Origin of the sequence: Rhizobium grahamii (genome assembly GCF_009498215.1) — a bacterium.
In the GTDB taxonomy this organism is placed as follows: domain Bacteria; phylum Pseudomonadota; class Alphaproteobacteria; order Rhizobiales; family Rhizobiaceae; genus Rhizobium; species Rhizobium grahamii_A.
Genome location: NZ_CP043498.1, coordinates 1,986,587 through 2,012,085, shown reverse-complemented (window position 1 = coordinate 2,012,085; position 25,499 = coordinate 1,986,587). Strand labels below are relative to the sequence as shown.

Sequence of the window (25,499 nt, the reverse complement as noted above, 5' to 3'; positions counted from 1 at the left end):
ACTTCAAGTTGTTTGACATCCTTGCTTCTCCGTCATTCCGGCCTTGAGCCGGAATCCAGCAAGCCGCGCGTCTGCGCGGCTAAAGAGTATTTCGCGATCAAGGACTTGATCGCGCTGGATACCGGCACAAGGCCGGTATGACGGCGATGGGTATTTCGCCCTTCCAGAAAATCAATCGAGTTGACGGCTTTATCGGCGGTCTAAAGGCCCGCACGAGCGGGCCTTTATTCTTTCTGACTGGGTACTCGTATCAGACCACGACGGTCAGCGGCGGTATCCGCTTGTCCGCCGGGTTAGCCTGCTCGGAGGCCTCCAGCAGATTGAGCTCCCGCCGCTCCTTCTCCGACACGATCGCAAGGTCGAGGACCTTCTGCAGGTTTGCGGCGTGACGGAAGGTCGGGTCGTCCTGCTTTCCGGTTCTGACGGCTTCGGCAAAGCGCTGGTAGTTCGTCAGAACGGCCGGGACCTCGATGTCGCGCCAGGTGGCGGTCTCGATGTCCTCGCCGAAGCAGCCGCGCAGTTCGGAACCATCAGGGCGATGGATGACCTCGAGGCTGCCCTTTTCGCCATAGATGCGAAGCTTCAGCTCGTTGAGATGGCCGGTTGCCCAGCGGGTCGCATGGATGACGCCGAGCGCACCGTTGGTGAAGTCGACCGACATGGTGAAGCTGTCGTTGGCGTCCAGCAGGTATTCGCCGATCTGGCCGCCGGGAGCCTTGTTGAAGGTCTTCAGGCGGGCAAAGACGTGGTCGATATCGGTCGCCGCGCCATAGGCGGCGAAGTCGAGGATGTGGATGCCGACATCGCCGAGCACACCGTTCGAGCCGTGACCGGTCGACAGGCGCCACAGCCAGCGCGATTCCGTGCGCCAGTCACCCCAGGCGCGCGAGACCAGCCAGCTTTGCAGGTAGGAGGCCTCGACGTGTCTGATGGTGCCGAGCTCACCAGCCAGCACCATTTCGCGGGCGCGCTGCAGGGGGGCGACGTTGCGATAGGTGAGGTTGACCATGTTGATGACGCCGGCGGCTTCCGCTGCCTCCGTCATCTCGAGTGCATCGGCATAGTGCTCTGCCAGCGGCTTTTCGCAGAACACATGCTTGCCAGCTGCGATCAGCGCAAGACTGGTCGCGTGGTGGATGCGATCCGGCGTGACGTTGGTCGCCGCGTCGAATTCACCCCATGCGATCGCTTCTTCGAGGGAGAGGAAGCGATTCTGGATATGGAAGTGATCGGCAAATTCGGCAAGGCGCGCCGGATCGGTATCGACGGCGCCGACAACCTCCACGCCATCGATGGCGAGGAAATTGGCAACCTGGTTTCTGGCCATCGAGCCTGTGCCAAGAACGAGTAGTCGCATATGTGTGCTCCTCAGCGGTAACCGGCTTCGCCGGCCTGATGCAGACGCGGCCCGCGTTCGACGATCGGCTCGAGAGCCTTTTCGACCGGCACATTCGGGGCATCGGTGATGCTCTTCAGATCGCCCTGCGGGTTATAGGCCCATTTCACGCCGTTGATGAGGACCTTCTGGACGTTGGCATCATGATAGGTCGGATAGGTTTCGTGGCCAGGGCGGAAGTAGAAAATGTTACCGGCGCCACGGCGCCAGGTGAGGCCCGAACGGAAGACTTCGCCGCCCTGGAACCAGGAGATGAACACGGTTTCCAGCGGTTCCGGCACGGAGAACTGCTCGCCGTACATTTCCTCGTTTTCGAGAACGAAGTTTTCATCGATGCCGGCTGCGATCGGGTGGCGCGGGTTGATCGTCCACAGACGTTCGCGCTCGCCGGCCTCGCGCCACTTCAGCGCGCAGGGCGTGCCCATCAGGCGCTTGAAGATCTTCGAGAAGTGGCCGGAGTGCAGGACCAGCAGGCCCATGCCTTCCCAAACGCGCTTGGCGACGCGCTCGACGACGACGTCGGAGACCGCGCCGTGATCCTTGTGGCCCCACCAGGTGAGGACATCGGTTTCGGCAAGGCGGGCTTCCGTCAGGCCGTGCTCGGGCTCCTGCAGCGTGGCCGTCGTCGCCTGGATCGCCGGATCGGTGTTCAGGGCGTTGGCAATGGTGGTGTGCATGCCTTCGGGATAGATGCCCCGAACGATGGCATTGGTGGTTTCGTGGATGTTTTCACCCCAGACAATGGTGCGAATAGCCAAGTGATTGCTCCTTCATGCGAATGTCGGACCGGAGCCGATGGGAAGCGGCCAGATCCTGTGGTTTTGGGTGGTGTCAGGCCGCGCCCTTGAGGGGAACCCTTTCGAGCGCGCGTCCGGATTGGTCGAAACGGTGAACTGAGCCTTGAACCGGGGCGACGCCCAGTTTCTGGCCGGGTTGATGGCTCGATACGCCGGTCTCGCGAACGACAAGCGGTTCCGAGGTGCCGATATCGAGGTAGACGAAGCTGTCCGAGCCGAGAATTTCGGAATGAATGACGGTACCGCTCCAGGCGGCGTCCTGCTGAACGATCTCCATATGCTCGGCGCGCACGCCGATGGTGTGTGCATTGTAGGGTGCCGAAAACTCACCGGTCAGGAAGTTCATTTTCGGCGAGCCGATGAAGCCGGCGACGAAAACGGAATTCGGCGTCTCGTAGAGTTCGAGCGGCGTGCCGACCTGCTCCACGACGCCATCCCGCAGGACGCAGATGCGGTCGGCGAGCGTCATCGCCTCGACCTGGTCGTGGGTGACGTAGATCATCGTCGTGCCGTGCAGGCTGCGATGAAGCTTGGCGATCTCCAGCCGCGTCGCAACGCGCAGCGCCGCGTCGAGGTTCGAGAGGGGTTCGTCAAACAGGAACACCTTGGGATCGCGGACGATTGCGCGACCGATCGCGACACGCTGGCGCTGACCGCCCGACAGCTGGCGGGGCAGCCGCTCGAGATAGGGCGACAGCTGCAGCATGCCGGCGGCTTGCTCGACGCGGGCCCTGCATTCTTCCTTGGTGCGCCCCGACAGCTTCATGCCGAAGGCCATGTTCTCGAACACGGTCATATGCGGATAGAGCGCATAGGACTGGAACACCATGGCGATACCGCGCTTCGACGGCGCGTAGCGGTTGACCGCCTCGCCATCGAAGGAAAGCGTGCCCGAGCTGATGTCTTCCAGCCCGGAAATCAGCCGCAGCAGCGTGGACTTGCCGCAGCCGGACGGGCCGACGAAGACCATGAACTCGCCCTTGCGGATGTCGAGCGAGACGCCCTTGATGACTTCAAGCGCACCGAAGCTCTTGCGGATATTGTCGAGTCGAATCTGTGCCATATCGTGCTTTCTTCAACCTTTGACGCCACCGGCGGTCAGGCCGGAAATGATGCGCCGCTGGAATATCAGGACCAGGACAACGACAGGGACCGTAACGATGACGGATGCTGCCATGATGTTGCCCCACGGGATTTCGAACTGGCTGCCGCCCGAAAGCAGGGCGATGGCAACCGGCACCGTTCGCTGAGCGTCCGATGAGGTGAATGTTAGGGCGAAGAGGAATTCGTTCCAGGCCGTAATGAAGGCAAGCAGGCCTGTCGTGACCAGTGCCGGCCACATCAGCGGCATGAAAACCTGGGTGATGATGACCCACGGCGAGGCGCCGTCGACGATCGCCGCTTCCTCGATTTCGATGGGCAGATCGCGCATGAAGGTGGTCAGAACCCAGACCGTGAAGGGCAGGGTAAAGATCATGTAGGAGAAGATCAGCGCGAAGGGCGTGTTGAAGATGCCGATCCAGCGGATCAGTTCGAACAGGCCGGCGAGCACGGCGATCTGCGGGAACATCGAGACCGACAGGATAGTCAGCATCAGCAGCGCGCGGCCGCGGAAATTGACGCGGGCAAGCGCATAGGATGCTGTGACGGCGAGCAGCAGGGAGGCCGCGACCACGAGGATGGCGACCAGCAGCGAGTTGCCGAGGCTGCGGATGAAGCTGCCCGTGGTCAGGACCGTCGTGTAGTTGGTCAGCGAGATCGAGGTCGGCCAGTAATTCACCTCGAAGAGGGCCGTGCCGGCTTTGAAGCTCGTCAGGATCGCGTAGTAGAACGGGAATACCGCGATGACGACGATGACGGCGACGAGCAGGTAGAAGAGGGTGTTCTTGGTAGCGGTCAGCAGCATCAGCGTTCACTCCCACCAAGCTTGACGCGACCGAGCCACATGTAGAGCACGGTGATCGTCGCGATGATCAGGAAGAGTACCGTCGAGGCGGTTGCCCCGTAGGCGAACTTGTCGAAGTCGAAGAGGTTTTCGCGGGCCATGACCGACATGGTCTTGGTCTGCGCATTGTTCGGCGTCAGCACGTAGATCAGGTCGAAGATGCGCATGGCGTCGAGCATGCGGAAGATCACGGCGACCATGATGGCCGGGCGGACCAGCGGCAGGGTCAGGCGCCAGAAGACCTTGATCGGGTTGATGCCATCGATCTTGGCCGCCTCGTAGATATCGGCAGGGACCATCTGCAGGCCGGCAAGGATGAGGAGCGCCATGAAGGGTGTCGTCTTCCAGACGTCGACGATCAGAACGGCAATCATGGCCGTGTCGGGATTGGCGGTCCAGGCAATCTTCTGGGTGATCAGGCCCATGCCGAGGAGGATGTCGTTCAGGATGCCGAACTGGTCGTTGAGCATCCAGGCCCACATCTTGGCGGAAACGATGGTCGGGATTGCCCAGGGAATGAGAATGGCGGCGCGGACGATGCCGCGGCCTGCAAAGTTCGCGTTCAGCACCAGCGCGACGACGAGGCCGAGGACGGTTTCGATGGTCACCGACAGAAGCGCGAACTTCATCGTGTTCAGGACCGCTTTCCACCAGTTGGGATCGGCGAGCAAGCCGTTATAGACAGTGCGACCACTCTTCAGCGTGACCCAGGAGAGGTAATTCTTGAAGCCGACGAACTGGGCGTCACCGAGGCTCGTGAGCGATGCGTTCGTGAAGCTGAAATAGATCGTTCTGAAAAGCGGCCATCCGGCAACGACGGCCAGGATGAACAGGGTGGGGGCCAGGAATAGCCAGGCGGAACGGATGCGCTCGGAGCGCAAGTCCGACGAGGTATTGACGGCGCGTGCTCGCGATCCGACGCTTGAGGAAACTGCGGCTTCAGTCATGAGGTACCCGCTTCTTGAGGCGATTTGACGATGGCGGCTTCGGGGAAGGGCAGCGGCGGAGGTCCGCCGCTGCCGATGCCGTCGGTTACCAGTTATCGCCCTTCAGCGATGTCAGGTCGGCCTCGAGAAGCTCGAGGTTTTCTGCGGAGGTGCCGTTGCCGGAAAGCGAGTTGTGAACGGCGGTCCAGAACTTCGAGGAGACCTCGTTGTACTTGACCTTGGCGGATGCCGACGGACGCGGAACGGCGTTCTGGAAGATCGGCTTCCAGCTCGGCATGAAGGGTGCCGCGGCCGCGATGTCCTTGTCGTCGTAGAGGGCAGCCAGCGTCGGCAGGTTGGAGAGTTCGATCGCGCGCTGCTTCTGGCTTTCCTTGGAGGTCAGGAACTTGACGAGGGCAATCGCGGCATCCTGGTTCTCGGAGTACTTGGAGACGGCGAGGTTCCAGCCGCCGAGCGTCGAGGACGGCGTGTCGCCTTCCTTGGCAACCGGAAGTGTCGTCACGTCGAACTTGCCCTTGACGGCGCTGTCCCCGCCATTGCCGAGAGCATAGGCATAGGGCCAGTTGCGCATGAAGACGGCATTGCCGGTCTGCCAGACGCCACGGGACTCTTCTTCCTGGTAGGCGAGCACGCCACCGGGCGAAATCGTGCCGACCCAACCCTTGGCGCGGTCGATCGCCGCTGCTGCCTTCTCGTTGTTGATGGAGATGGTGCCATCCGGCTCGATGATCTGGCCGCCGCCAGAGGACTTGACCCATTCGAGCGCATTGCAGGTCAGGCCTTCATAAGCGTTGCCCTGGAAGACATAGCCCCAGAGATCCTTCTGGCCGGCTGCGCGTTCCTTGTCCTGGATTTCCTTGGCGGTTGCCGCCATTTCGTCCCAGGTCTTCGGCGGCTGCTTGCCGTACTTCTCGAGCAGGTCCTTGCGGTAGAAGAGCGCCGGCGCATCGGTGTAGAGCGGCATGGCGACGAGGCGGCCATTGACGGTCTGCGAGGCGATGATCGACGGGAAGAAATCGCCGACGACATCCTTTGCGGCATCCTTGAGGTCGACGAACTGGTCGGCAAGCTGCGGTGCCCAGATGACGTCGGTCTGATAGACGTCGACGTCCTTGTTGCCGGCGGCGAGCCACAGGCGGTACTGCGAGAACTGCTCCGTCGACGATGACGGCATGGTCACGATGCTGACCTTGTTGCCGGTTTCCTTTTCGAACTCGTCGAGCTGCTTGCGGAACAGGTCGAGGTTCTTGCCGGTCGAGCTTGCGGAAATGCTGATGTTGGCGGCAAACGAGGGCTGCGCGACGCCAATCAATGCGGCTGCGACGGCGACCGCTGTGAAACGAAAGTTCATATCTTCCTCCCAAAAGAACCAAACACCGGAAAAATTGAAATCGGTTTGGCTGGAAAAAATTGTCAGAAGGTCGATATCAAGTCAAGCGGGTAAGCGACGCAGAAGCATCACATGTCTATCCGTTGAAATTGTCATATTAAAATCAATATGATGATCGATATTTTGGTTGTGGGCAAACGGCCTTGCGTGAGATGCAGACAATATTTAGATTTGAAAACGGTTTGGCTGTTTTGCGCTTTGGCGCGGTTGGGCCATAAGTGACGTCGAAACAGATGATCCAAAATCGATCAGAAGAGACTTGCCAGCTACATGAAACTTAAAGACTTCGCCAAACATGTGGGCTTGTCACCGACCACCGTCAGCCGGGCGCTGAGCGGGTATCCGGAGGTCAGCGAGGTCACGCGTGCGCGGGTCACGGAGGAGGCGGCGAGGCTCGGATATCGGCCGAATGTCAATGCGGTGCGGCTGAAGACCGGAAGGGCAGGCGCTATCGGCGTTGTCATGGGGCGCGCTGGCGAATTTCACTTCGCGGAGTTCATGGCCGGCATGGCCGAACGGTTGGTTGCCGAGGAGACAGACATTCTCGTCATTCCGATGTCCGACCCTGACCAGGACGATGAGATGGAATTGTACCGCCGCCTCGTCGAAAGCCGGCGTGTCGACGCGATCATCGTGCATTCGCCGAAGCCCAGCGATCCGCGCATTGCGCTTCTGCACGAACTCAGCATGCCGTTTCTCGTGCACGGGCGGTCGGATATCGATGTGCCGCATGCCTGGCTCGACATCGACAACGAAGGCGCCATCCGCAGGGCAACCTCGCATCTCATCGACCTCGGGCATCGGCGGATCGCGATGATCAACGGCAGGCCCGGAGCGACCTATGCGATCCACCGGGACAACGGCTTTCGCGGCGCGCTGCAAAGCGGAGGCATCGAGCCGGATCCGCAACTGCTGGCGAGCGGAAATTTCACCGACGAGCTTGGCTTTCGGTTTGCGCGTTCCTTTCTGGAGCAACCCAATCCTCCGACCGCGATCGTCGCCGGATCGATGATGACGGCGCTTGGGGTTTACAGGGCTGCACGCTCCCTTGGGCTGCAGGTCGGGCGCGACGTTTCGGTTATCGCGCATGACGACGTGTTCCCCTATCTGACGGCTGACAACATGGCTCCTTCGCTATCGGCGACACGGTCATCGATGCGCGCGGCCGGCACGCGCTGCGCCGATCTGGTGCTCCAGCTGCTTGCGGGACGTTCGCTGACGGAAATTCACGAACTCTGGCCGGTGGAACTGATCCTTCGCGAATCCACCGCCGCTGCACCATCGCCACGCTAAGCGACGATCGGGAGAATTTCGCGCCAGAAGAGGCGATGGCGGAAAGATGATTTCCATTCCTGACATATTTGAGCGCGCGATTGATTGAGACCTCGGGCTTAGACCGTCATATTTACTGGCAGCTGTCTCGTGCTTGTCGATCATTCCTCCCGATTGATGAGGCAGCTGTTCCCTCTGGAGGTTTTGACCTCACTACTTAGCCACCGCTCGACGGTGGCTTCTTTTTGCGCGCATGCCGAGCGCCCACGTCCCCCAAGCGAATGCTATCGGAACTTTGTCGAAAGGCAGTCGTTGTCGAAATGGATGCTGAAAAGGAGAGTTCAAATGCAGCTCGTCGGTACACAGGTCATTCCGGAGCAAGGTGGGAAGCGCGGTTTCACAGTCGAGTTTGTGGGCGCGGGCGGCGAGGTGGTGTCCGTCCAGCTGCGCAAAGATAGCGACGCGACCCTGAATTCACGCAATGCACTCGACCGTGCCAAGGCCGTCATGAAGGAGTTGGCATCGTTTCAAGCGGATGGCGATCTTTCGAAGGGCATGGCGCAGCCGAGTGCGCGTAAGGCCGGAGACACGGAAGCGATGGAAGAGCAACTCGACGAGGGCCTCGAAGATTCCTTCCCGGCAAGCGATCCCGTCTCGGTGACGATCTCGAGCATATCAGGCGGGAAGACGCGCAAACATTGAGCCGACTATGCCGGCCTTGCTGTTCCAGGTATCAGGCAGGCTTCGCCACCGCCGAACAGGCGAGAGCGCGTCAGGAAGCGCTTTTCCCGGCCGTTATCCAGCGAGAACATGCCGCCACGGCCGGGCACGACATCGATGATCAACTGCGTGTGTTTCCAGGCCTCGAACTGGCTGGCGCTGATATAGACGGGCACGCCTGAAATCTCGCCGAGTTTCACATCCAGATCGCCCACGATGAAATCGTCAGTGGGATAGCACATGGGCGAAGACCCGTCGCAGCATCCGCCGGACTGGTGGAAGAGGATATCCGGATAATCGCGGCGGATCTCGTCGATCAGCGCGACGGCGGCGTCGGTTGCGAGAACGCGCGGTTCGCCGTTGACCAAGGTGTCCATGACATGCCTCCCAAAGCTACTTTAACAAGATGAGGCCCCTCCCAACCCTCCCCACAAGGGGAGGGCTTAACCCAGCCGTGCCGCCGATGCTCAAATGTGCGACACCGGTGCCACATGTTTTCTCCCCCCTTGTGGGGGAGATGGCCGGCAGGCCAGAGGGGGACTTTCTTTCCAAGCTTGAAAGCTCCCGGCCTTGGCGGGAGCCTCCTGTCGTCGACGATGCTCAGAAGAAGCCGAGCTTCTTTTCGCTATAGCTGACGAGCATGTTCTTCGTCTGCTGATAGTGGTCGAGCATCATCTTGTGCGTCTCACGACCGATACCCGATTGCTTGTAACCACCGAAGGCGGCATGGGCCGGATAGGCATGGTAGCAATTGGTCCAGACGCGCCCGGCCTGGATTTCGCGGCCGAAGCGGTAGGCGCGGTTGCCGTCGCGGGTCCAGACGCCGGCGCCGAGACCGTAGAGCGTGTCGTTGGCAATCTCGAGCGCTTCCTTCTCGTCCTTGAAGGTCGTCACCGATACGACCGGTCCGAAGATTTCCTCCTGGAAGACGCGCATCTTGTTGTGACCCTTGAAGATCGTCGGCTTGACGTAGTAGCCGCCGGCGAGCTCGCCGCCGAGTTCGTTGCGCGAACCGCCAGCGAGAACTTCAGCCCCTTCCTGCTTACCGATGTCGAGATAGGCGAGGATCTTCTCCAGCTGCTCGTTTGAGGCCTGGGCGCCGATCATCGTTGCGCTGTCGAGTGGGTTGCCCTGCTTGATCGCCTCGACGCGCTTGACCGCCTTTTCCATGAAGCGATCGTAGATCGATTCCTGAACGAGGGCGCGGCTGGGGCATGTGCAGACTTCGCCCTGGTTCAAGGCGAACATGGCGAAGCCTTCGAGCGCCTTGTCAAGGAAGTCGTCGTCCTCAGCCATGACGTCGGCGAAGAAGATGTTCGGGGACTTGCCGCCCAGTTCCAGCGTGACCGGGATCAGGTTCTGGCTGGCATATTGCATGATCAACCGGCCGGTGGTCGTTTCACCGGTGAAGGCGATCTTGGCGATCCGGGGGCTCGATGCAAGCGGCTTGCCGGCTTCCAGGCCGAAACCGTTGACGATGTTGAGAACACCTGGAGGCAGGAGATCACCGATCAGTTCGGCCCAGACGAGCAGCGATGCGGGCGTCTGTTCGGCGGGCTTGATGACCACGCAGTTGCCAGCCGCCAGCGCCGGCGCAAGTTTCCAGGCCGCCATCAGGATCGGGAAGTTCCAGGGGATGATCTGGCCGACGACGCCGAGCGGTTCATGGAAGTGATAGGCGACGGTGTCGTGATCGATCTCGCCGATCGAGCCTTCCTGCGAACGAATGCAGGAGGCGAAATAGCGGAAATGGTCGATTGCCAGCGGAATATCGGCGGCCATCGTTTCGCGGATCGGCTTGCCGTTGTCCCAGGTTTCCGCCTGTGCAAGAAGCTCCAGCTTGTCCTCCATGCGCTGGGCAATCTTCATCAGGATATTGGAGCGTTCGGCTACCGACGTGCGGCCCCATTTTTCCTTCGCAGCGTGGGCGGCGTCGAGCGCGGCGTTGATGTCCTTCTCGCTGGAGCGTGGAATCTCGCAAAGCTTGCCGCCGGTGACTGGGGTGATGTTGTCGAAGTATTTGCCTTCGATCGGTTCGCGCCATTCGCCGCCGATGAAGTTGCCGTACTTCAGCTTGAACGGAGATTCGACGATTTTCTGATGCAGCATGTCATCCTCCCTTGAGATGAGCCCAGGTCCAGGAACGAACCCGTGAGAGGAAATCTGCTCGTCTTTATGAGGAAGAAACAGGCCGGCTCGGCCATACCGCAGTGCACAGTGTCGCAGGGCTGCGACACGCTGCCGGACTGGGAGGCAATCAGTGAAGGTCGAGTTTCTTCATCTTCCGGTGAAGTGTTGCGCGGCTGATGCCAAGGGCGATCGCGGCTTGCGAGACGTTGCCGTTGGCCCGGGACAGCACACGCATCAGCGCCGCACGTTCGGATTCAGCAAGCTCTTCTTCGTCGGAGAGCCGCGTTTCGTTAAGGGCGTCGGTGGCGGGCAGGCCGGCCGCAATGCGTCGGTCGTCCAGCTTCAGGGCAAGGCGGGCTGCGCGGGTGGCGCCGAGGACCAGATCGTGGCGATCCACGGCCAGCAGCGCCGATGAAGAGTTGACGCCCGACGACACCATCACGAAACGCGAGCCGGCAAATGCGCTCCGGAAGAGATTGATCTCGATGCGCATGGCGGCATCGCGGACCATCTGCGAGAGCAGGGCGAGGGTCATTTCGTTGACGTCGTCGCGGCAGGTGGAAACGTCGAGAGCAGCGGCCAGTTGGCCGCGATGATCGCGGATCGGCGCGGTCGTGCAGCTCAGCTTGATGTTCGAACAGAAGAAGTGCTGGTCGCGGAAGATCGACACCGCACGCTCGTCGGCGATCGCGGTGCCGATGCCGTTGGTCCCGACGCTTGCTTCGGTCCAGACCGAGCCGGTCCATAGACCGAGATCGTGGAATTCCTTGTCGTCGCCGGCAGCTCCGCGCCGTTCCAGCGCGATGCCGTTGCGATCGGTGAGCAGGAGGCAGCATCCAGCCCGGCCTGCAGTGGTAAAAAGTCGGTCGAGTTCGTCGGACGCGTTCGCGATCAGAAGCTCGGCTTCTTCCCGGGCAATGCCGAATTCCTGATCAGTCAGGCGAAGAGGAGAGCGGTTTTCTTCCGGCGCCAGCCTGTGCATGGCGATGCATCGCCGCCATGATGCCACGACGGACGAACTGGCAGCTGCGGAATCGCGTTGCGTGCTCGTATAGACATGCTCTGCATGAGCGGACTGCTCCTGCATCGTGGCTCCTCCCACCGAACTGGCCACAGTGTGCGGGACGGCGGGCATTTTAGCAACGGGTGCTGCCGGGCTGCGGTTGATGGCCGCCGGTCGCGATCGATGCGAGTGTCGCAAAATTGCGACAACTGGGATGCGCCCCTCATGCGACGGAGTGCAACTGCGCCGCCGCGGAGAGCCCATGGAACTTTTTTGCTCCTCAGCGATTTATATGCTTCGGCACCACTAGGGTATTTTCCGATGAAGAATGTGCGAAGGTTCGATCAGAGAGGCAGTCAACCGGATGCACGCGATCGATTGATCATCGCGCTCTATGCCCAGCTGAAAGCCGAGCGGCAGACGCGCGAGACGCTGGAATGGGTTATCCGGCAGGGCGCTCTTTCTCCAGAAGTTCTCGAGGCGATAGCGGCGGATCCCGTTCCCGTCGTCACCAGCGACGACATCGCTTCCGTCGAAAAGATCATCGCGCTCGACGAACGGCGCAAGGGCAGGCAGCAAGGCGAAAAATGAGAGGGGTTTCGTCATGGCAGCGCGTGCAAGTTGGAAAGGCCATCTGAAGGTCGGTGACCTCACCTGTGCGGTCGGTCTTTACACCGCCGTATCGGTGTCGGAGCGGATATCGTTCAACATCATCAATCGAAAGACCGGTCACCGCGTCGAGCGCCAGTTCGTCGACGCCGAAACGGGCCAGCCCGTCGAGAAGGACGACCAGGTCAAAGGCTACCAACTTGAGAACGGCGATTATGTCATGATCGAGGGCAGCGAGATCTCCGACCTCGCGCCGGAGAGCAATAAACTGCTGAACGTCCAGAGTTTCGTTCCCTATCAAGAGATTAACAAGCTGTATTTTGACAAGGCCTACTATCTCGCGCCTGTCAGCGACGACGATAGCGAGGCGCTGAGTCTGATCATGCGCGCAATGCGGGATCAGAAGGTTGCCGCGATCGCCGAAGCAGTCCTCTTCCGCAAAAACCGCACCGTACTGATCCGTCCCCAGGACGATTGCATCGTCGCCACCACGCTGAGCTACGACTACGAAGTCCGCAGCGCCGACACGGTCTTCAAGGACATTCCCGAAATGAAGTTCGACAAGGAGATGCTGGAGCTCGCCGGACACATCATCGGAACGAAGAAGGGTGAGTTCAAACCCGAGAGTTACGAGGATCGCTACGAGGCAGCGTTGGGTGAGCTGGTCAAGGCGAAGATCGAAGGACGGGCTCCGCCGAAACAAAAAACTCGGCCCCAAGGCAAGGTGATCGATCTCATGGAAGCGCTTCGCCAGAGCGCCAAGCTTGGCGAGGGCAAGGCTCCCGGAAAGGTGCCTTCGCGCGGCGGTGGCGGTAGCCGATCGAAGAAAGCCAGCTGATCATGCCGCTTGAGACCTATCAGGCGAAGCGCAACTTCAAGGTCAGTCCGGAGCCGCGCGGGGCGCGCAAGCCGGCGGCAGCCACGGACAATGTCTTGAGTTTTGTCGTGCAGAAGCACGATGCGACGCGGCTCCACTATGATTTCCGGCTGGAAATGGATGGCGTCCTGAAAAGCTGGGCGGTTACGCGCGGCCCCAGCCTCAATCCCGACGAGAAGCGATTGGCCGTCCATGTCGAGGATCATCCGCTCGAATACGGGGATTTCGAAGGGATCATCCCGAAGGGTCAGTATGGGGGCGGGACTGTCATTGTCTGGGATCGCGGCACATGGGCGCCGCATGGCGACATTCACAAGGCTTACAAGAAAGGCCACATCGAATTCGATCTCGACGGCGAGAAGCTGAAGGGGCGCTGGCACCTCGTGCGAATGCATGGCAAGCCGGGCGAAAGCCGGGAGAACTGGCTGCTGATAAAGGCCGAGGACGAAGAGGCCCGACACAAGGGAGACATCCTGAAGCAGCGGCCGGAGTCGGCCAAGACCGGTCGCAAGATCGAGCAGGTTGCCAAGAATCCTGACGCGACATGGAATTCGCGACCGAATGGCAAGGCGGAGACGACTGATAAACCTGCCGCCAAGCGCGTCTCATCGTTCAAGCGCGGATGGCCGGATGGAGCGCATAAGGCCGAAATGCCGGATTTCGTCGAACCGGAGCTGGCGAAGCTCAAGGCTTCGCCGCCCGGCGGCGAGGGGTGGATCCACGAAATCAAGTTCGACGGCTACCGGCTGCAGATCAGGATAGAGAACGGCCACGTCGTGATGCTGACCCGCAACGGGCTGGACTGGACCGAAAAGTTTGGCGAGCCAATCCTGAAGGCCTTTGCGAAGCTGCCGCTCAAGACGGCGATACTCGACGGTGAGCTTGTCGTCGAACAGGCGAACGGGGCATCGGACTTTTCCGCCTTGCAAAGCGATCTCAGCGAAGGCCGCTCCGACCGCTTCAAGTTCTATGCTTTCGATCTCCTGTATCTCGATGGCCACGACATCCGCGAAGCCAAGCTGCTCGATCGCAAACGTGTGCTTGAGACGCTGATTGCCGAGGATGACGAGCTCTTGCGGTTCAGCATGCATTTCTCGGAGAAAGGCAGCGTCGTGCTCGAGCATGCCCGCAACCTCGCCCTGGAAGGCATCATCTCCAAGCGGGAGGATAGCGCCTATACCTCGGGTCGCTCCGGCGATTGGGTGAAGTCCAAGTGCTCGAAGCGGCAGGAACTGGTGATCGGCGGCTACGTGCCGTCGACCGCAACCAAACAGGCGATCGGTTCTCTGGCCATGGGCTATTACGAGGGCGGTAAGTTGATGCATGCCGGCCGCGTCGGGACGGGCTACAGCGTCACGCTTGCTCAATCTCTCTATGAGGACCTATCGAAGATCGAACAGAAGAAGAGCCCTTTCGATAACGCGTTGAGTGCGGATGAGCGGCGTGGTCTTGTCTACGTCAAGCCCAAGCTGGTGGCAGAGATCGAGTTTCAGGCATGGTCGTCGGACCATAAACTGCGTCACGCGGCTTTTCGCGGACTGCGCGACGACAAGCCGGCGGGAGAGGTCACATTGGAAGCAGACACAAAGCCAACGATCGAAACGCCTCAATCAGACGTGTCGCTCACGCATCCGGACAGAATCTACTGGCCCGACGAAGGTGTCACCAAGCAGGGACTTGCCGACTATTATGCGCAGGTTTGGCAGTTCATCCGGCCGTTCGTCGTTCAGCGCCCGCTGGCATTGCTGCGGTGTCCCGATGGGATTGGCGGTCAGAAATTCTTCCAGAAACACGCCTGGAAAGGCATGAACGCGCACATCGAGCAGATCGTCGATCCGAAGGATCGCGGTGGAGAAAAGCTGCTCCGGATTGCCGATTTCGACGGGCTTGTCGCTCTCGTGCAGTCGGCCGTTCTGGAGATCCACCCCTGGGGTTCGACGACCGCCAATTGGGAGAAGCCCGATATCATCACGATGGACCTCGATCCAGCTGACGATGTTTCCTGGGGTGAGGTGATTGCGGCAGCGCAGGAGCTGAAGCAGCGCCTGGAAGCGAGTGGACTTGCGGCCTTCGTCAAGACCTCGGGTGGGAAGGGGCTGCATGTGGTCACGCCGCTGGCGCCGAAGGCCAATTGGGTGCAGGTCAAGGCATTCGCGAAGGCATTGGCCGATTCCATGTCCAAGGACAGTCCCGACAAATACCTCGCAACCGCCACCAAAGCCAAACGAAACGGAAAGATCTTCGTCGACTATCTACGCAACGGACGCGGCAATACCGCGGTGGCTGCCTATTCGCCGCGCGCCAGAAAAGGCGCCCCCGTTTCGATGCCGCTCGGTTGGGAAGAACTGACCGATGATATCGGGCCGGCTTATTTCACGATTGCCAATTCGCCTATCCGGTTGCAGACCCTGCGGACCGATCCATGGGCCGGGTTTTTCGATGCAGCATTGCCGTTGCAGAAGCTGAAGTAGATCGCGCCTTCAGTGTGGCTTCGGACGCTGGTTTTCCTTGGTAAGGCTCTTCTTCAAGGCGTCCATGATGTTCACCACATTGCCTGTCGGTTTGGTGGCTGGACGCTTGGTCGAGATCGGCGCTGCCTTTGCCATGCTTTTCTGCTTCGCGCGGATCATGGCCTTCAGGCGCTTCTGGACCGGGTCCTGCACCATCGTCGTCTTCCACTCTTCGGTCCGGTCCTTCACGAGCTTGGTCATGAGCGACAGCACGGTGGCGTCCATCTTGCTATCGATCTCCAGCGCGGCCGCGGGGGCACGCACCTCGTCACCGAAATGCAGCGTCCAGAGCACGATGCCCTTGCCTTGCGGTTCGAGCAGAACGGCACGCTCGCGCCGGTAAAGAACCAGGCGCGCGATACCGACGACGTTGCTGGCGCGCATGGCCTCGCGGATGACGCAGAAGGCTTCGACGCCGACCTTGTCTTCGGGCGCGAGAAAATGCGGCTTGTCGTACCAGATCCAATCGATAGAGCCGCGCGGCACGAAGGTATCGATATCGATGGTGCGCGTGCTTTCGAGTGCGACACCGTCCAATTCTTCGTCTTCAAGGATGACGTAGTCGTCCTCGCTGCGCGGATATCCCTTGACCTGGTCCTTATCGGAGACCGGTTTATGCGTCACGTTGTCGACGTAGCGGCTTTCGACGCGATTTTTTGTTTTTCGGTTGAGGACGTGGAAGCGTAGCTGGTTGCTGTCCGTCGTGGCGGGGGTCAGAGACACAGCTGCGGTGACCAGCGAGAGCTTGAGATAGCCCTTCCAGTATGTCTGACGCGCCATTACTCACTCTCCCGACCCAATCCGCCTCAATTTCGCTCTAACGAGGGAAGGGGCGGTTTGGTTCCGGACGCGTCGATTTATAGCGGAAGGTGCCTGGAAAGCGGCCGGTCGTCCGGCCGCCAGACCTATCAGTCGACGAATTCGACCGTGACGCCGGGTTTCACCATCTTTGCCAGTTCTGTGGCGTCCCAATTGGTCAGGCGAATGCAGCCATGGCTTTGCGTCCGGCCGATTTTCGACGGTTCCGGCGTGCCGTGGATGCCGTAAGTCGGCTTGGAGAGCGCCATCCAGACCGTACCAACAGGGCCGTTCGGGCCCGGCGGAATGTTCAGGATTTTGTCGTTTGCGCCCTGCTGGAAGTTGATCTTCGGATTGTAGGTGTAGCCCGGGTTGAAGGCGACACGCTCGACTGTCACGGTGCCAGACGGCGACGGCGTATCGTTCGAGCCGATCGAGGCGGGGTAGGCGGCGATCAGCGTGCCGGACGCATCATAGGCGAAGACCTGCTTCTTGCCCTTGTCGGCAATGATGCGGGCGACGGTTCCGGACTTCATCTCGCCGGGATTGACGACCTTGATGATGGTGCCCGGGACGGTGAAGTCGACGCCGGGATTGATTTCCTTGAGGAAGCCTTCGTCCATGTGGAAGCGCTCGGCCAGAGCCTCGGTGGTCGAGGTGAAGGCGAGCGAGGTCAACATCGCCTTGTGCGCGTAATCCTCGGGGATTTCCGCGACATAAGGACCGGCGGCGTCGGCAGGGGTGATCGTGTAGCTGACGAGCGGCATGCCGCCCGACATCCTGAGTTGTTCGAGAATCGCGTCGGTATTGTTCGGATCGAGCGTCTCGCCGGTCATCTGTTGATAGGCGTAGATCGCCTTGGTGACATTGGCGCCCATGTGGCCGTCGATCGCGCCTGGCGAGACGCCGGCGCGGTCGAGGAACACCTGCAAGGCGACGATCTCGGTCTTCGACTTGTTCTTGAGCGAGATAACCGGCTCAGGCTGCCTCGGTTGCGTGACCTCCGGCCGCTGCTGATCCTGATCGATCGATGCGTAGTCGTCATTGGCTTGCGGGTAAGGTTGCTCGTCGAGCGGCTGCCGATCGATCGCGGCGTCGCGCGGTATCGAGCCGGTGACGGCGCCGCGTTCGGAATATCGGGTATCGCCATAGGCGTCGTCGCCGTATGGATCGTTGTTGTAGACCTCGCGGGCGGGCGGGCGCGGATAGTAGCCCGTGGCGCGCGCTTCGGTGGCGATGATGTTGCCATAGGGATCGACGAGCACGCGGTTTCCGCGGCGGTCGCGCGCGTAGCCGGTGCCTGAAGGCACGTAGTCGAGGATCTCGCCATTCGGAGTCACGAACACGACGCTGCCCTGGCGACGGTATTGCTGCGCATCGGCACTGGGCGCTGCAGCCGAGACGGCGAGCGCAACAAATGCTCCAAGCGATGCCAATTTCAGAAAGCGATTCACGTCTTCGTATCCTTCAGTGACTTGGCCGACACACACCCGCGAATTTTGACGCTAGTGTGGAATTTATGAAATCGTGCTGAACAAAAGATAAAAAACTCGTGATTTTCCCTTTACTCATAAACATTTGAAACCGCTAGACAGTTCCCTGGGACTTGTTGCTTCTTCAAGAGCGCTTCTGATTGACGGAAAGCGGCGCGCGCCCTAACCCTACCGCAACGTGAAGGGGAGAAACGTCGCCATGGAATTTGCTGCGGCCAAAGGGCCACGCCTGATGCTCGATGAAACATCGCTGATGGACATCGGCGGCTGTATCGTGGAAGGCGTCGATATCGCGCCCAAGGCAGCGGTGCCTGACGATGGGGATGCACGCATATCGCATTCTGTTCAGGGCTTTCTGTTTACCTGCGGCCCCGACCATATCCGCCACCGCGAGCCTATTCCCGGCATCGAAGGCGGGGTGTTTCCGCTGCACGGATCGGCTGCGGGGCATGCGGCAAGGATACTCTCGACGACGTTTGAAAATGGAAATGCCGAGTGCCGGGCCGAGATCGAAGTGAAAACGGTTGAAGGGCTGACCGCTCGCATCGACCGCCACTGGTTCATCGACGGAAGCACCGGTGAAACGCATCTCAGGGACAAAGTCACCAACACGAGCGACCGCACCACGCCGGCCTTTCTGATGTACCACATGAACATCGGCGGAAAATGGTTCGACGATGAAACGCGCCTCGAGGGAGCAATGCTCGAGAACGGTGGCTTCAATTGGCGATTCGGCGAAGAACTCGGCGACATCTTCTGCGTGGAGGCGCCGGCGACGCAGGGACAGTTCGCGGAAGTTCGGCTTGGTCCGATGGCGGCCGTCGGCGGCAAGACGCTGCGCGTCAGGGTGCTGGCGGAGACGCTTCCGCATCTGCAAGTCTGGCGAAACCAGAAGGCACCGGCGGATGTCCTCGGCATCGAGCCGGTATCGCATCGGTGGGTGCCTCGCGGCGAGCTTGAAGCCGCCGGAGAATTCGTGATGCTGGCGCCAGGCGAAAGCCGGGAATACGGCCTGAGCTTCGCCTTCGTGTGAGTGATCTGCGGTTGACGCTGGACTGTCGGCGGCGTAGTCATTCAGCCCGTAATTTCAGGAGGATTAGCGATGGACATTCGCCAAATCGATGACGAATATTCGGTATCGGGCCAGATCACGGTCGACGATCTCGACCAGATCAAGGCTTTGGGCTTCAAGTCCATCGTCTGCCACCGTCCGGACCAGGAAAGCATGGACCAGACGCCGTTCGCCGTGATTGAAGCGCGCGCAAAGGAACTCGGGCTCGACATCGCCCACGTGCCGGTTGGCCCGATGGGTGTGACCGAGGAAGCCGTGGCCGGCATGGTGGACGCGCTCGACGAGTTCCCGCGTCCGATGCTCGGCTATTGCCGCTCGGGCGCCCGCTCGACCGCGATCTATCAGAAGACGCATCACATTCGCACCTGATCAGGCTCGCAAGAAGATACTGCGGCGTCGCTTATCGAGCGGCGCCTTTCATTTACAAAACAAGGAGAACATCATGAGCATCAAGCGCATCGACGCCGGCGCCCGCATGAGCGGTGCAGTCGTTCACGGCAACACGGTCTATCTCGCAGGTCAGGTTGGCGAAGGCGAAACCGTTACCGAACAGTGCAAGTTCGCCCTGGCTGAAGTTGACCGCCTGCTCGCAGCTGCTGGTTCGAACAAGTCGAAGATCCTGCAGACGCTGATCTACCTCTCCGACATGTCCTACTTCGCTGAAATGAACGCTGCCTGGGAAGCTTGGGTCGATCCGGCCAACACGCCGGCACGTGCAACCAGCGAAGCCAAGCTTGCTGCGCCGAAGTACAAGGTCGAGTTCACGGTTACGGCTGCCCTCGACTGATATCGGTCGAAGGTCGAGTTTCGAAGCCGGTGGGTATGTGAACTGCCCGGACGCTGGATATTTCCAGCGCCGGGCACAGCTCACGGTCTCACCGGCTTCTTGTTTGCGCGATTTCCGACAGGGTGCGGGTCGGCGTGATCGCTTCCGGATCGAGCTTGATATCGATGATCGATGGCTTGCCGCTGGCCCGTGCACGCTCGAACGCGGCAGCGAATTCCTCGGTTCGTTCAACCGTCTCGCCATGGCCGCCATAGGCGCGGGCGAGTGCCGCAAAATCCGGGTTGGTCAGACCCGTGCCGCTGACGCGGCCGGGGTATTCGCGCTCCTGATGCATGCGGATCGTGCCGTACATGCCGTTGTTGACAACAAGCGTGATGAACGGAAGCTTGTAGCGCATGGCGGTCGCGAATTCCTGGCCATGCATCAGGAAGCAGCCATCGCCAGCGAAGCAGATCACCTCGCGCTCGGGAAAGAGCGCCTTGGCGGCGACCGCCGCCGGCAGGCTGTAGCCCATCGAGCCCGATGTCGGCGCTACCTGCGTGTTGAACTGGCGAAAGCGATGGTAGCGGTGCTGCCAGACCGCGTAGTTTCCGGCGCCGTTGGTGAAGATGGTGTCGCCACGGGTATTTTCCTCGAGCCACGCCATGATCGGCCCCATGTGAACGTCGCCCGGTCCCGACGTTGGCGGTGTCGACCATGCGAGATAGGACTGGTGCATGCGCTGGGTGCGCTCGGCCCAGCGGGCCTCTCCCGGCGCCTCGAGATCGGCAAGTGCTGCCACGAAATCCTCCGGGCTCGCCGTGATCGCCAGGTCGGGCCGGTAGACGCGGCCGAGTTCGGACGGGTCGGGATGGATGTGGACGAGTTGCTGCTGCGGGTAGGGAATGTCGATCAGCGTGTAGCCGGAGGACGGCATTTCCGACATGCGGCCGCCGAGCAGGATCAGGAGGTCGCTTTCCTTGATCTCGCGCGCCAGCTCGGGATTGATGCCGACGCCGATATCGCCGGCATAGCAGGGATGCAGATGGTCGAAGAGCATCTGGCGGCGGAAGGAGCAGCCGACGGGCAGATTGAAGCGCTGGGCGAACGTGGCGATGTCAGCGAAGGCGTCGGCATCCCAGCGTGTACCGCCGAGGATCATCATCGGACGCTCGGCCTTTAACAGCCTGATATAGAAGTCGTCGACCTGGCTTCGGCCCGGATGCGCCTCGACGCGCGCGTAGCGCCTGGCGCGGGGTGCTTCGACCTCATCGCGCAGCATGTCCTCGGGCAGTGACAGGACGACGGGGCCGGGGCGACCCGAGGTGGCAAGCGTGAAGGCGCGGGTGACGAATTCCGGAATGCGGCTGGCATCCTCAATCTCGCCGACCCATTTGGCGTATTCGGTCAGCGCGCGACGGAACTCGACCTCCTGGAAGGCCTCGCGTTCGCGGGCATCGCGCTGGACCTGACCGATGAAGAGGATCATTGGGATCGAATCCTGCCGGGCAATATGCAGGCCGGCGGTAGCGTTGGTGGCGCCTGGACCACGGGTGACCATGCAGATGCCGGGCTCGCCGGTGAGCCGCCCCCAGGCATCGGCAATCATAGCGGCGCCGCCCTCCTGGCGGCAAACCATCACCTCGATCTCGCTGTCATGGAGCGCGTCGAGGACGGCGAGAAAACTCTCGCCGGGAACGCAGGAGAGGCGTTTCACCCCGTTTGCCTTCAATGCCTCGACGATCAGTTCTCCGCCCGTTCGCTTCATTTTTCTCCCTCCAGTTTGGCGAGTTCCGCCAGAACCTCCTCCTGGTGTTCGCCGAGACGCGGGCTTGGCCGTTCATAGCGCAGCGGCGTTCGCGACAGCACGACCGGCGTCCTCACACCGGGTATCATTGTTCCCGCGCAGTCGGCGAGGTCGACGCGCAAGCCGCGTGCCTTGACCTGCGGATCGGCAAACATTTCCTCGATGCTGTTGATGGCGCCTGCTGGCACCGCATTGGCCTCGCATGCTGCAAGCAGGTCAGCCTTCGGCAGCTTCAGCGTCTCCGCCGAAACACGGCTACGCACCTCGTTGCGATTTGCAACGCGCGCCCTGTTGGTCGAGAACCGCGCATCATCAGCCATGTCCGACAGTCCGAGGATCGCGCACAGGCGCTTGAACTGGCCATCGTTGCCGACGGCAAGGATGAGATAGCCATCGGCGGTGGGAACCACTTCGTAGGGCGAAATGTTCGGATGGGCGTTACCGAGCCGGGTCGGTGCCTGGCCTGAAATGAGGTAGTTCATGTTCTGGTTGGCGAGCACAGCGGCCTGCACATCGAGCAATGCCATGTCGATATGCTGGCCGTGGCCGCTCTTGAGGGCGTGGATGAGGGCCGCCTCGATGGCTGAAACCGCGTAGATGCCGGTAAAGATATCGGCGATCGCAACGCCTGCTTTCATCGGCTGGCCGTCGGCTTCGCCGGTGATGGACATGAAGCCGGACATGCCCTGTACGATATAGTCGTAGCCGGCGAGATTGGCGTAGGGGCCTGTCTGACCGAATCCGGTGATCGAGCAGTAGACGAGCTTCGGATTGGTCGCCCGGAGGCTCTCGTAGTCGAGGCCGTACTTGGTCAGCCCGCCGAGCTTGAAGTTCTCGATAACGACATCGGCGGTCGCGACGAGGCGACGGACGAGCTCCTGGCCTTCAGGGGTTCTGAAGTCGGCGATGACGGAGCGCTTTCCGCGATTGGTGGAATGGTAGTAGGCGGCCGACAGGTTTTCGCCGTCTGCCCCCTCGACAAAGGGCGGGCCCCAATGGCGTGTATCGTCCCCACCGTCCGGATTCTCGATCTTGATGACGTCGGCGCCCAGATCGGCGAGCATCTGCCCGGCCCATGGGCCGGCAAGCACGCGGGCAAGTTCGATCACACGGATGCCGCTCAGCGGCGGCGCCTCAAGCAGGGTCTCCGTCATGTTCCTCCCAAGATCAGGTCAGGGTGCCCGCGTGGATTGAGATGTATCGGATACGGGCTTGGATGCAAAGCGGCGTTCTCGCCAGATGATGTAGAAGCCGGATCCCATGATGATGAAGATGCCGAGCCACTTGATCGCATCCGGGAAGTCGCCGAACACCAGCCACGCAAACAGGGTCGCCGAGACGATCTCGAAATATTGCAGCGGAGCCAGCGTCGATGCCGGTGCTGACCGGTAGGCATAGACGCCAAGAATGCCGGCGATCGCGGCGGTGACGCCGACGCCGAGCAGATAAAGAGACGCGCGCGTGTCCGGCATGACCGGATCGAACACGTCCGAACCGCTGCCATGGCCGAGCACAAGGATGATCACGCAGATCAGGAGACCCCACAGCCCCATGTGAAACTGCATGACCCAGGGGTCTTCGCGCTGCGCAAGCGCCCGGTTCATCATCGCCGAGATTGCGATGCAGACGGCGCTGACGACGGGAAGCAGCGCGACGTAGCCGACTTCCTGGAAGCTCGGCTGGATGATCAGGATCGCGCCGGCAAAACCGACCGCGCAGGCCGTGTAGCGCCGCCAGCCGATCGTTTCCTTGAGAAACAGGCTGCTCAGGATCGTCAGGATGATCGGCTCAACGAAGAAGATGGCGATCGCGTCGGCAACCGGCATGTACTTCAGCGTCGTCACGAAAGAGATCATCGACACGGTGATGATGGCGCCACGGATCGCGTGGAAGAAACTCTGTTTCCAGGTCGTGTCCATCAGGTTTCGCCGCCAGAGCACGATGGGCAGCATGCAGAGTGCCTGAACCGCGAAGCGAGCAGCGGTGATCTCGGCTGACGGCACGGTGGCGATCGCAAGTTTCGAGAAGATGTCGATGATCGGCGAGACCAGCACCGAAAGGGACATCAGTACGAGTCCCATCATGACTTCCGACGAAGCGGATACGGGCGGTGATGGTTGGCGGTTGCTCATCTTTCAGTCCTCTTGTTCAGGACCGAGCCACGGCATCGTCGCACCAATCGGCAAACGCTGCGATCGCTTCATCCGCGCCGATCTCGTTCAACGTCTCGTGGCGCATCCCTTGATATATTTGCGTGGTGATACGGGAGAAGCCTGAGGCTTTCAAATGGTTTGATAGCCATAGGACGGCGTTGCCGTTTTCCGTTGCCGGGTCGTGGTCTCCTCCGACAAGGTGGAGAGGGATGTTGGTCGGGAGCCTAGACAGCCATTCGCGCCGCGGGGCGCGAAACGTCAGCTTGAAGACGTCTAGCCACAGGGAAACGGAGGCGTCAAAGCCGCACAGCGGGTCGGCGATATATTTGTCCACGTGATCCGGATCTCGCGACAGCCAATCGAAATCCGTTCGTCGAGGCGTAACTGATTGGGCCCAGGTGCCGAAGGTCAACCTTGGTAACAGGCCGCTCGGCACATCCGAGCCTTTCAGCGCTTGCTCGGTCAGGAGGATCGCTTGCGCAGCCCGACCGGCGATGCCGGGATGGAAATTCGAGTTCCAGACGGCCACCGCGTCGATTTTGCTGGCATGGGAGACGGCTGCGTTGAGCGCGACCAGCCCGCCCATCGAGTGACCAAAAAGGACAACGGGGAGGGCTCCATGACGGCTGACTGCGAAATCGCGCATCGCGACGACGTCATCGATGACGCGGTCGACGCCGTTGCGGCGGGCAAAGCGACCGAGCGGCGCATCAGGTGCGGCCGTCTCGCCGTGGCCGCGATGATCGTGCGCGTAGACGTGGTAGCCGCAGGCAGCCATGGCATGTGCAAAGCCGCCGTAGCGCTTCGAATGCTCTGCCAGGCCGTGGCAGACTAGGAGAATGCCGCGCGGCACGCTGACCGCTTCCTGATGATGAAATGCAAGTGATGCACCCGCCAAGGCGAGCCTTTCCGTGGTGTCGAACATTGAGTCCCTCCGCCGCGGAGAAGAACAGAACAGCCGGCAAATGCAATCGATAGGATCGGTCTCTCGTGGGAATTTTGCGACAGGGCGCAATTGCCCTTGCGAAGCATGAAGTCGCATGCTTCCATGTTCATGAGTTGTTCCTTGGGAGGTTGCATGCGTGGGCTGGTGAAGCATCTCTTCGTGCTGACTATATCCGCTGCCGTCGCAAGCGGTGCGATGGCGCAGCAAATGGGCGGAAAGACCCGTTTCATCCTGGCTGCCAGCTGGCAGCCTTCCTTCTGTGAGACCAACCAGCGCAAGGCGGAATGCCGCAATCAGACAAAGGAGCGGTTCGACGCCACGAATTTCTCGCTGCATGGGCTCTGGCCGATGCGCCAGAACTATTGTGACGTCAAGGAAAGCCTACGTACCGCCGACAAGGATGGTGACTGGAACGAGTTGCCCGAGGTGTCGCTGTCGGATGCGTCGAAAGCCGCGCTCGACAAGGCAATGCCCGGCACGCAGTCGGGCCTCGAGCGTCATGAATGGTTGAAGCACGGGACCTGCACCGGTCTCAGCGCCGATGCCTATTTTTCCACGGCGGTCCGGCTTGTCGGCGAATTGAACGCGTCCGCCGTTCGCGATCTCTTCGCTGCCAACATTGGAAAGTCGGTGACGGCGGAGCAGATCAAAGAGGCGTTCGACAAGAGTTTCGGGCCCGGAGCGAGTGACCGGGTGAAGATGAGCTGCCACCGCGCCGGCCAGAATCGCGTCATCAGCGAATTGACGATCGGTTTGTCTGAGGAGGCAACCGGTGACGAAAAGAAAAGCCTGGGCGATCTGATCCAGGGCGCGGGCCGCACCTCGTTCGGTTGCAACGAGGGGATTGTCGACGCGGCTGGATTTTGAA

At 60.9% G+C, this 25,499-nt stretch carries 24 protein-coding genes; 9 read left to right on the top strand and 15 right to left on the bottom strand.

Features of this window, described 5'->3' with window-relative positions; translation table 11 throughout:
* Positions 1 to 250: 250 nt before the first annotated feature.
* The 6 genes from FZ934_RS09790 to FZ934_RS09765 form a co-directional block, all read right to left on the bottom strand.
* Positions 251 to 1,357 carry a Gfo/Idh/MocA family protein gene (locus FZ934_RS09790; RefSeq protein WP_153270919.1) on the bottom strand — a complete coding sequence of 369 codons (1,107 nt, stop codon included), beginning with the start codon at positions 1,355 to 1,357 and terminating at the stop codon, positions 251 to 253.
* A gap of 11 nt (positions 1,358 to 1,368) precedes the next feature.
* Positions 1,369 to 2,154 carry a ThuA domain-containing protein gene (locus FZ934_RS09785; protein ID WP_153270918.1) on the bottom strand — a complete coding sequence of 262 codons (786 nt, stop codon included), beginning with the start codon at positions 2,152 to 2,154 and terminating at the stop codon, positions 1,369 to 1,371.
* A 73-nt stretch (positions 2,155 to 2,227) separates the two neighbouring features.
* Positions 2,228 to 3,256 (bottom strand): ABC transporter ATP-binding protein, encoded by a 1,029-nt coding sequence (locus FZ934_RS09780; RefSeq protein ID WP_153270917.1) that lies wholly within the window; start codon positions 3,254 to 3,256, stop codon positions 2,228 to 2,230.
* 12 nt (positions 3,257 to 3,268) lie between these two features.
* Positions 3,269 to 4,099: a carbohydrate ABC transporter permease gene (locus FZ934_RS09775; protein ID WP_153270916.1), complete on the bottom strand. Its 831-nt coding sequence runs from the start codon at positions 4,097 to 4,099 to the stop codon at positions 3,269 to 3,271.
* A complete protein-coding gene (locus tag FZ934_RS09770; RefSeq protein WP_153270915.1) occupies positions 4,099 to 5,085 on the bottom strand; it encodes a carbohydrate ABC transporter permease in 987 nt (328 codons plus the stop codon). Before FZ934_RS09770 ends, FZ934_RS09775 begins: the two co-directional genes overlap by 1 nt.
* Before the next feature lie 85 nt (positions 5,086 to 5,170).
* On the bottom strand, positions 5,171 to 6,436 hold the full coding sequence (locus tag FZ934_RS09765) for an ABC transporter substrate-binding protein (protein ID WP_153270914.1): 1,266 nt from the start codon (positions 6,434 to 6,436) through the stop codon (positions 5,171 to 5,173).
* A 309-nt stretch (positions 6,437 to 6,745) separates the two neighbouring features.
* Here FZ934_RS09765 and FZ934_RS09760 point away from each other — a divergent pair, with 309 nt between their 5' ends.
* Both FZ934_RS09760 and FZ934_RS09755 read left to right on the top strand, forming a co-directional pair.
* Entirely contained in the window at positions 6,746 to 7,768 is a 1,023-nt protein-coding gene (locus FZ934_RS09760) for a substrate-binding domain-containing protein (protein WP_153270913.1), read from the top strand.
* Between the two features lie 324 nt (positions 7,769 to 8,092).
* A complete protein-coding gene (locus FZ934_RS09755) occupies positions 8,093 to 8,449 on the top strand; it encodes a hypothetical protein (protein WP_153270912.1) in 357 nt (118 codons plus the stop codon).
* A 5-nt stretch (positions 8,450 to 8,454) separates the two neighbouring features.
* Here the strand turns inward: FZ934_RS09755 and FZ934_RS09750 are convergent, their stop codons facing one another.
* From FZ934_RS09750 to FZ934_RS09740, 3 genes are all read right to left on the bottom strand, one after another.
* Positions 8,455 to 8,844: a DUF779 domain-containing protein gene (locus FZ934_RS09750; protein ID WP_153270911.1), complete on the bottom strand. Its 390-nt coding sequence runs from the start codon at positions 8,842 to 8,844 to the stop codon at positions 8,455 to 8,457.
* A gap of 223 nt (positions 8,845 to 9,067) precedes the next feature.
* The gene (gene adh, locus FZ934_RS09745; RefSeq protein ID WP_153270910.1) at positions 9,068 to 10,576 is read right to left on the bottom strand and encodes an aldehyde dehydrogenase; all 1,509 of its coding nucleotides are present in this window, start codon (positions 10,574 to 10,576) and stop codon (positions 9,068 to 9,070) included.
* Between the two features lie 148 nt (positions 10,577 to 10,724).
* Entirely contained in the window at positions 10,725 to 11,684 is a 960-nt protein-coding gene (locus FZ934_RS09740) for a helix-turn-helix domain-containing protein (RefSeq protein ID WP_153270909.1), read from the bottom strand.
* A 237-nt stretch (positions 11,685 to 11,921) separates the two neighbouring features.
* Between FZ934_RS09740 and FZ934_RS09735 the strand changes: the two genes are divergently transcribed.
* From FZ934_RS09735 to ligD, 3 genes are read left to right on the top strand one after another with little or no spacing between them, the layout of a single operon-like run.
* Positions 11,922 to 12,191 carry a hypothetical protein gene (locus FZ934_RS09735; protein ID WP_153270908.1) on the top strand — a complete coding sequence of 90 codons (270 nt, stop codon included), beginning with the start codon at positions 11,922 to 11,924 and terminating at the stop codon, positions 12,189 to 12,191.
* Between the two features lie 13 nt (positions 12,192 to 12,204).
* Complete coding sequence (locus tag FZ934_RS09730; protein ID WP_153270907.1) at positions 12,205 to 13,047, top strand: Ku protein; 843 nt, start codon at positions 12,205 to 12,207, stop codon at positions 13,045 to 13,047.
* A 2-nt stretch (positions 13,048 to 13,049) separates the two neighbouring features.
* The gene (ligD, locus tag FZ934_RS09725) at positions 13,050 to 15,557 is read left to right on the top strand and encodes a DNA ligase D (RefSeq protein ID WP_153270906.1); all 2,508 of its coding nucleotides are present in this window, start codon (positions 13,050 to 13,052) and stop codon (positions 15,555 to 15,557) included.
* A 9-nt stretch (positions 15,558 to 15,566) separates the two neighbouring features.
* On the opposite strand, the gene FZ934_RS09720 is transcribed toward ligD, so the two are convergent.
* Positions 15,567 to 16,376: a Ku protein gene (locus FZ934_RS09720; protein ID WP_153270905.1), complete on the bottom strand. Its 810-nt coding sequence runs from the start codon at positions 16,374 to 16,376 to the stop codon at positions 15,567 to 15,569.
* A 128-nt stretch (positions 16,377 to 16,504) separates the two neighbouring features.
* Positions 16,505 to 17,848 carry a L,D-transpeptidase family protein gene (locus FZ934_RS09715; RefSeq protein ID WP_153270904.1) on the bottom strand — a complete coding sequence of 448 codons (1,344 nt, stop codon included), beginning with the start codon at positions 17,846 to 17,848 and terminating at the stop codon, positions 16,505 to 16,507.
* 238 nt (positions 17,849 to 18,086) lie between these two features.
* On the opposite strand from FZ934_RS09715, the gene FZ934_RS09710 reads away from it, so the two are divergent.
* The 3 genes from FZ934_RS09710 to FZ934_RS09700 all read left to right on the top strand — a co-directional run bounded on the left by FZ934_RS09710 (position 18,087) and on the right by FZ934_RS09700 (position 19,746).
* The gene (locus tag FZ934_RS09710) at positions 18,087 to 18,920 is read left to right on the top strand and encodes a DUF4432 family protein (RefSeq protein WP_153270903.1); all 834 of its coding nucleotides are present in this window, start codon (positions 18,087 to 18,089) and stop codon (positions 18,918 to 18,920) included.
* 69 nt (positions 18,921 to 18,989) lie between these two features.
* Positions 18,990 to 19,328 carry a TIGR01244 family sulfur transferase gene (locus FZ934_RS09705; RefSeq protein ID WP_153270902.1) on the top strand — a complete coding sequence of 113 codons (339 nt, stop codon included), beginning with the start codon at positions 18,990 to 18,992 and terminating at the stop codon, positions 19,326 to 19,328.
* Positions 19,329 to 19,401: 73 nt separating this feature from the next.
* Positions 19,402 to 19,746 carry a RidA family protein gene (locus FZ934_RS09700; protein ID WP_113365215.1) on the top strand — a complete coding sequence of 115 codons (345 nt, stop codon included), beginning with the start codon at positions 19,402 to 19,404 and terminating at the stop codon, positions 19,744 to 19,746.
* Between the two features lie 88 nt (positions 19,747 to 19,834).
* On the opposite strand, the gene FZ934_RS09695 is transcribed toward FZ934_RS09700, so the two are convergent.
* The 4 genes from FZ934_RS09695 to FZ934_RS09680 are packed head-to-tail and all read right to left on the bottom strand — an operon-like array spanning position 19,835 to position 24,610.
* Positions 19,835 to 21,493: a thiamine pyrophosphate-binding protein gene (locus FZ934_RS09695; RefSeq protein ID WP_153270901.1), complete on the bottom strand. Its 1,659-nt coding sequence runs from the start codon at positions 21,491 to 21,493 to the stop codon at positions 19,835 to 19,837.
* Positions 21,490 to 22,686 (bottom strand): CaiB/BaiF CoA transferase family protein, encoded by a 1,197-nt coding sequence (locus tag FZ934_RS09690; RefSeq protein ID WP_153270900.1) that lies wholly within the window; start codon positions 22,684 to 22,686, stop codon positions 21,490 to 21,492. The genes FZ934_RS09695 and FZ934_RS09690 overlap by 4 nt, the downstream gene beginning before the upstream one ends.
* 18 nt (positions 22,687 to 22,704) lie before the next feature.
* Positions 22,705 to 23,664 carry a DMT family transporter gene (locus tag FZ934_RS09685; protein ID WP_153270899.1) on the bottom strand — a complete coding sequence of 320 codons (960 nt, stop codon included), beginning with the start codon at positions 23,662 to 23,664 and terminating at the stop codon, positions 22,705 to 22,707.
* A 16-nt stretch (positions 23,665 to 23,680) separates the two neighbouring features.
* Positions 23,681 to 24,610 (bottom strand): alpha/beta fold hydrolase, encoded by a 930-nt coding sequence (locus FZ934_RS09680; protein WP_153270898.1) that lies wholly within the window; start codon positions 24,608 to 24,610, stop codon positions 23,681 to 23,683.
* A gap of 153 nt (positions 24,611 to 24,763) precedes the next feature.
* Between FZ934_RS09680 and FZ934_RS09675 the strand changes: the two genes are divergently transcribed.
* Entirely contained in the window at positions 24,764 to 25,498 is a 735-nt protein-coding gene (locus tag FZ934_RS09675) for a ribonuclease T2 family protein (protein WP_153270897.1), read from the top strand.
* The last annotated feature ends 1 nt before the right edge of the window (position 25,499 follow it).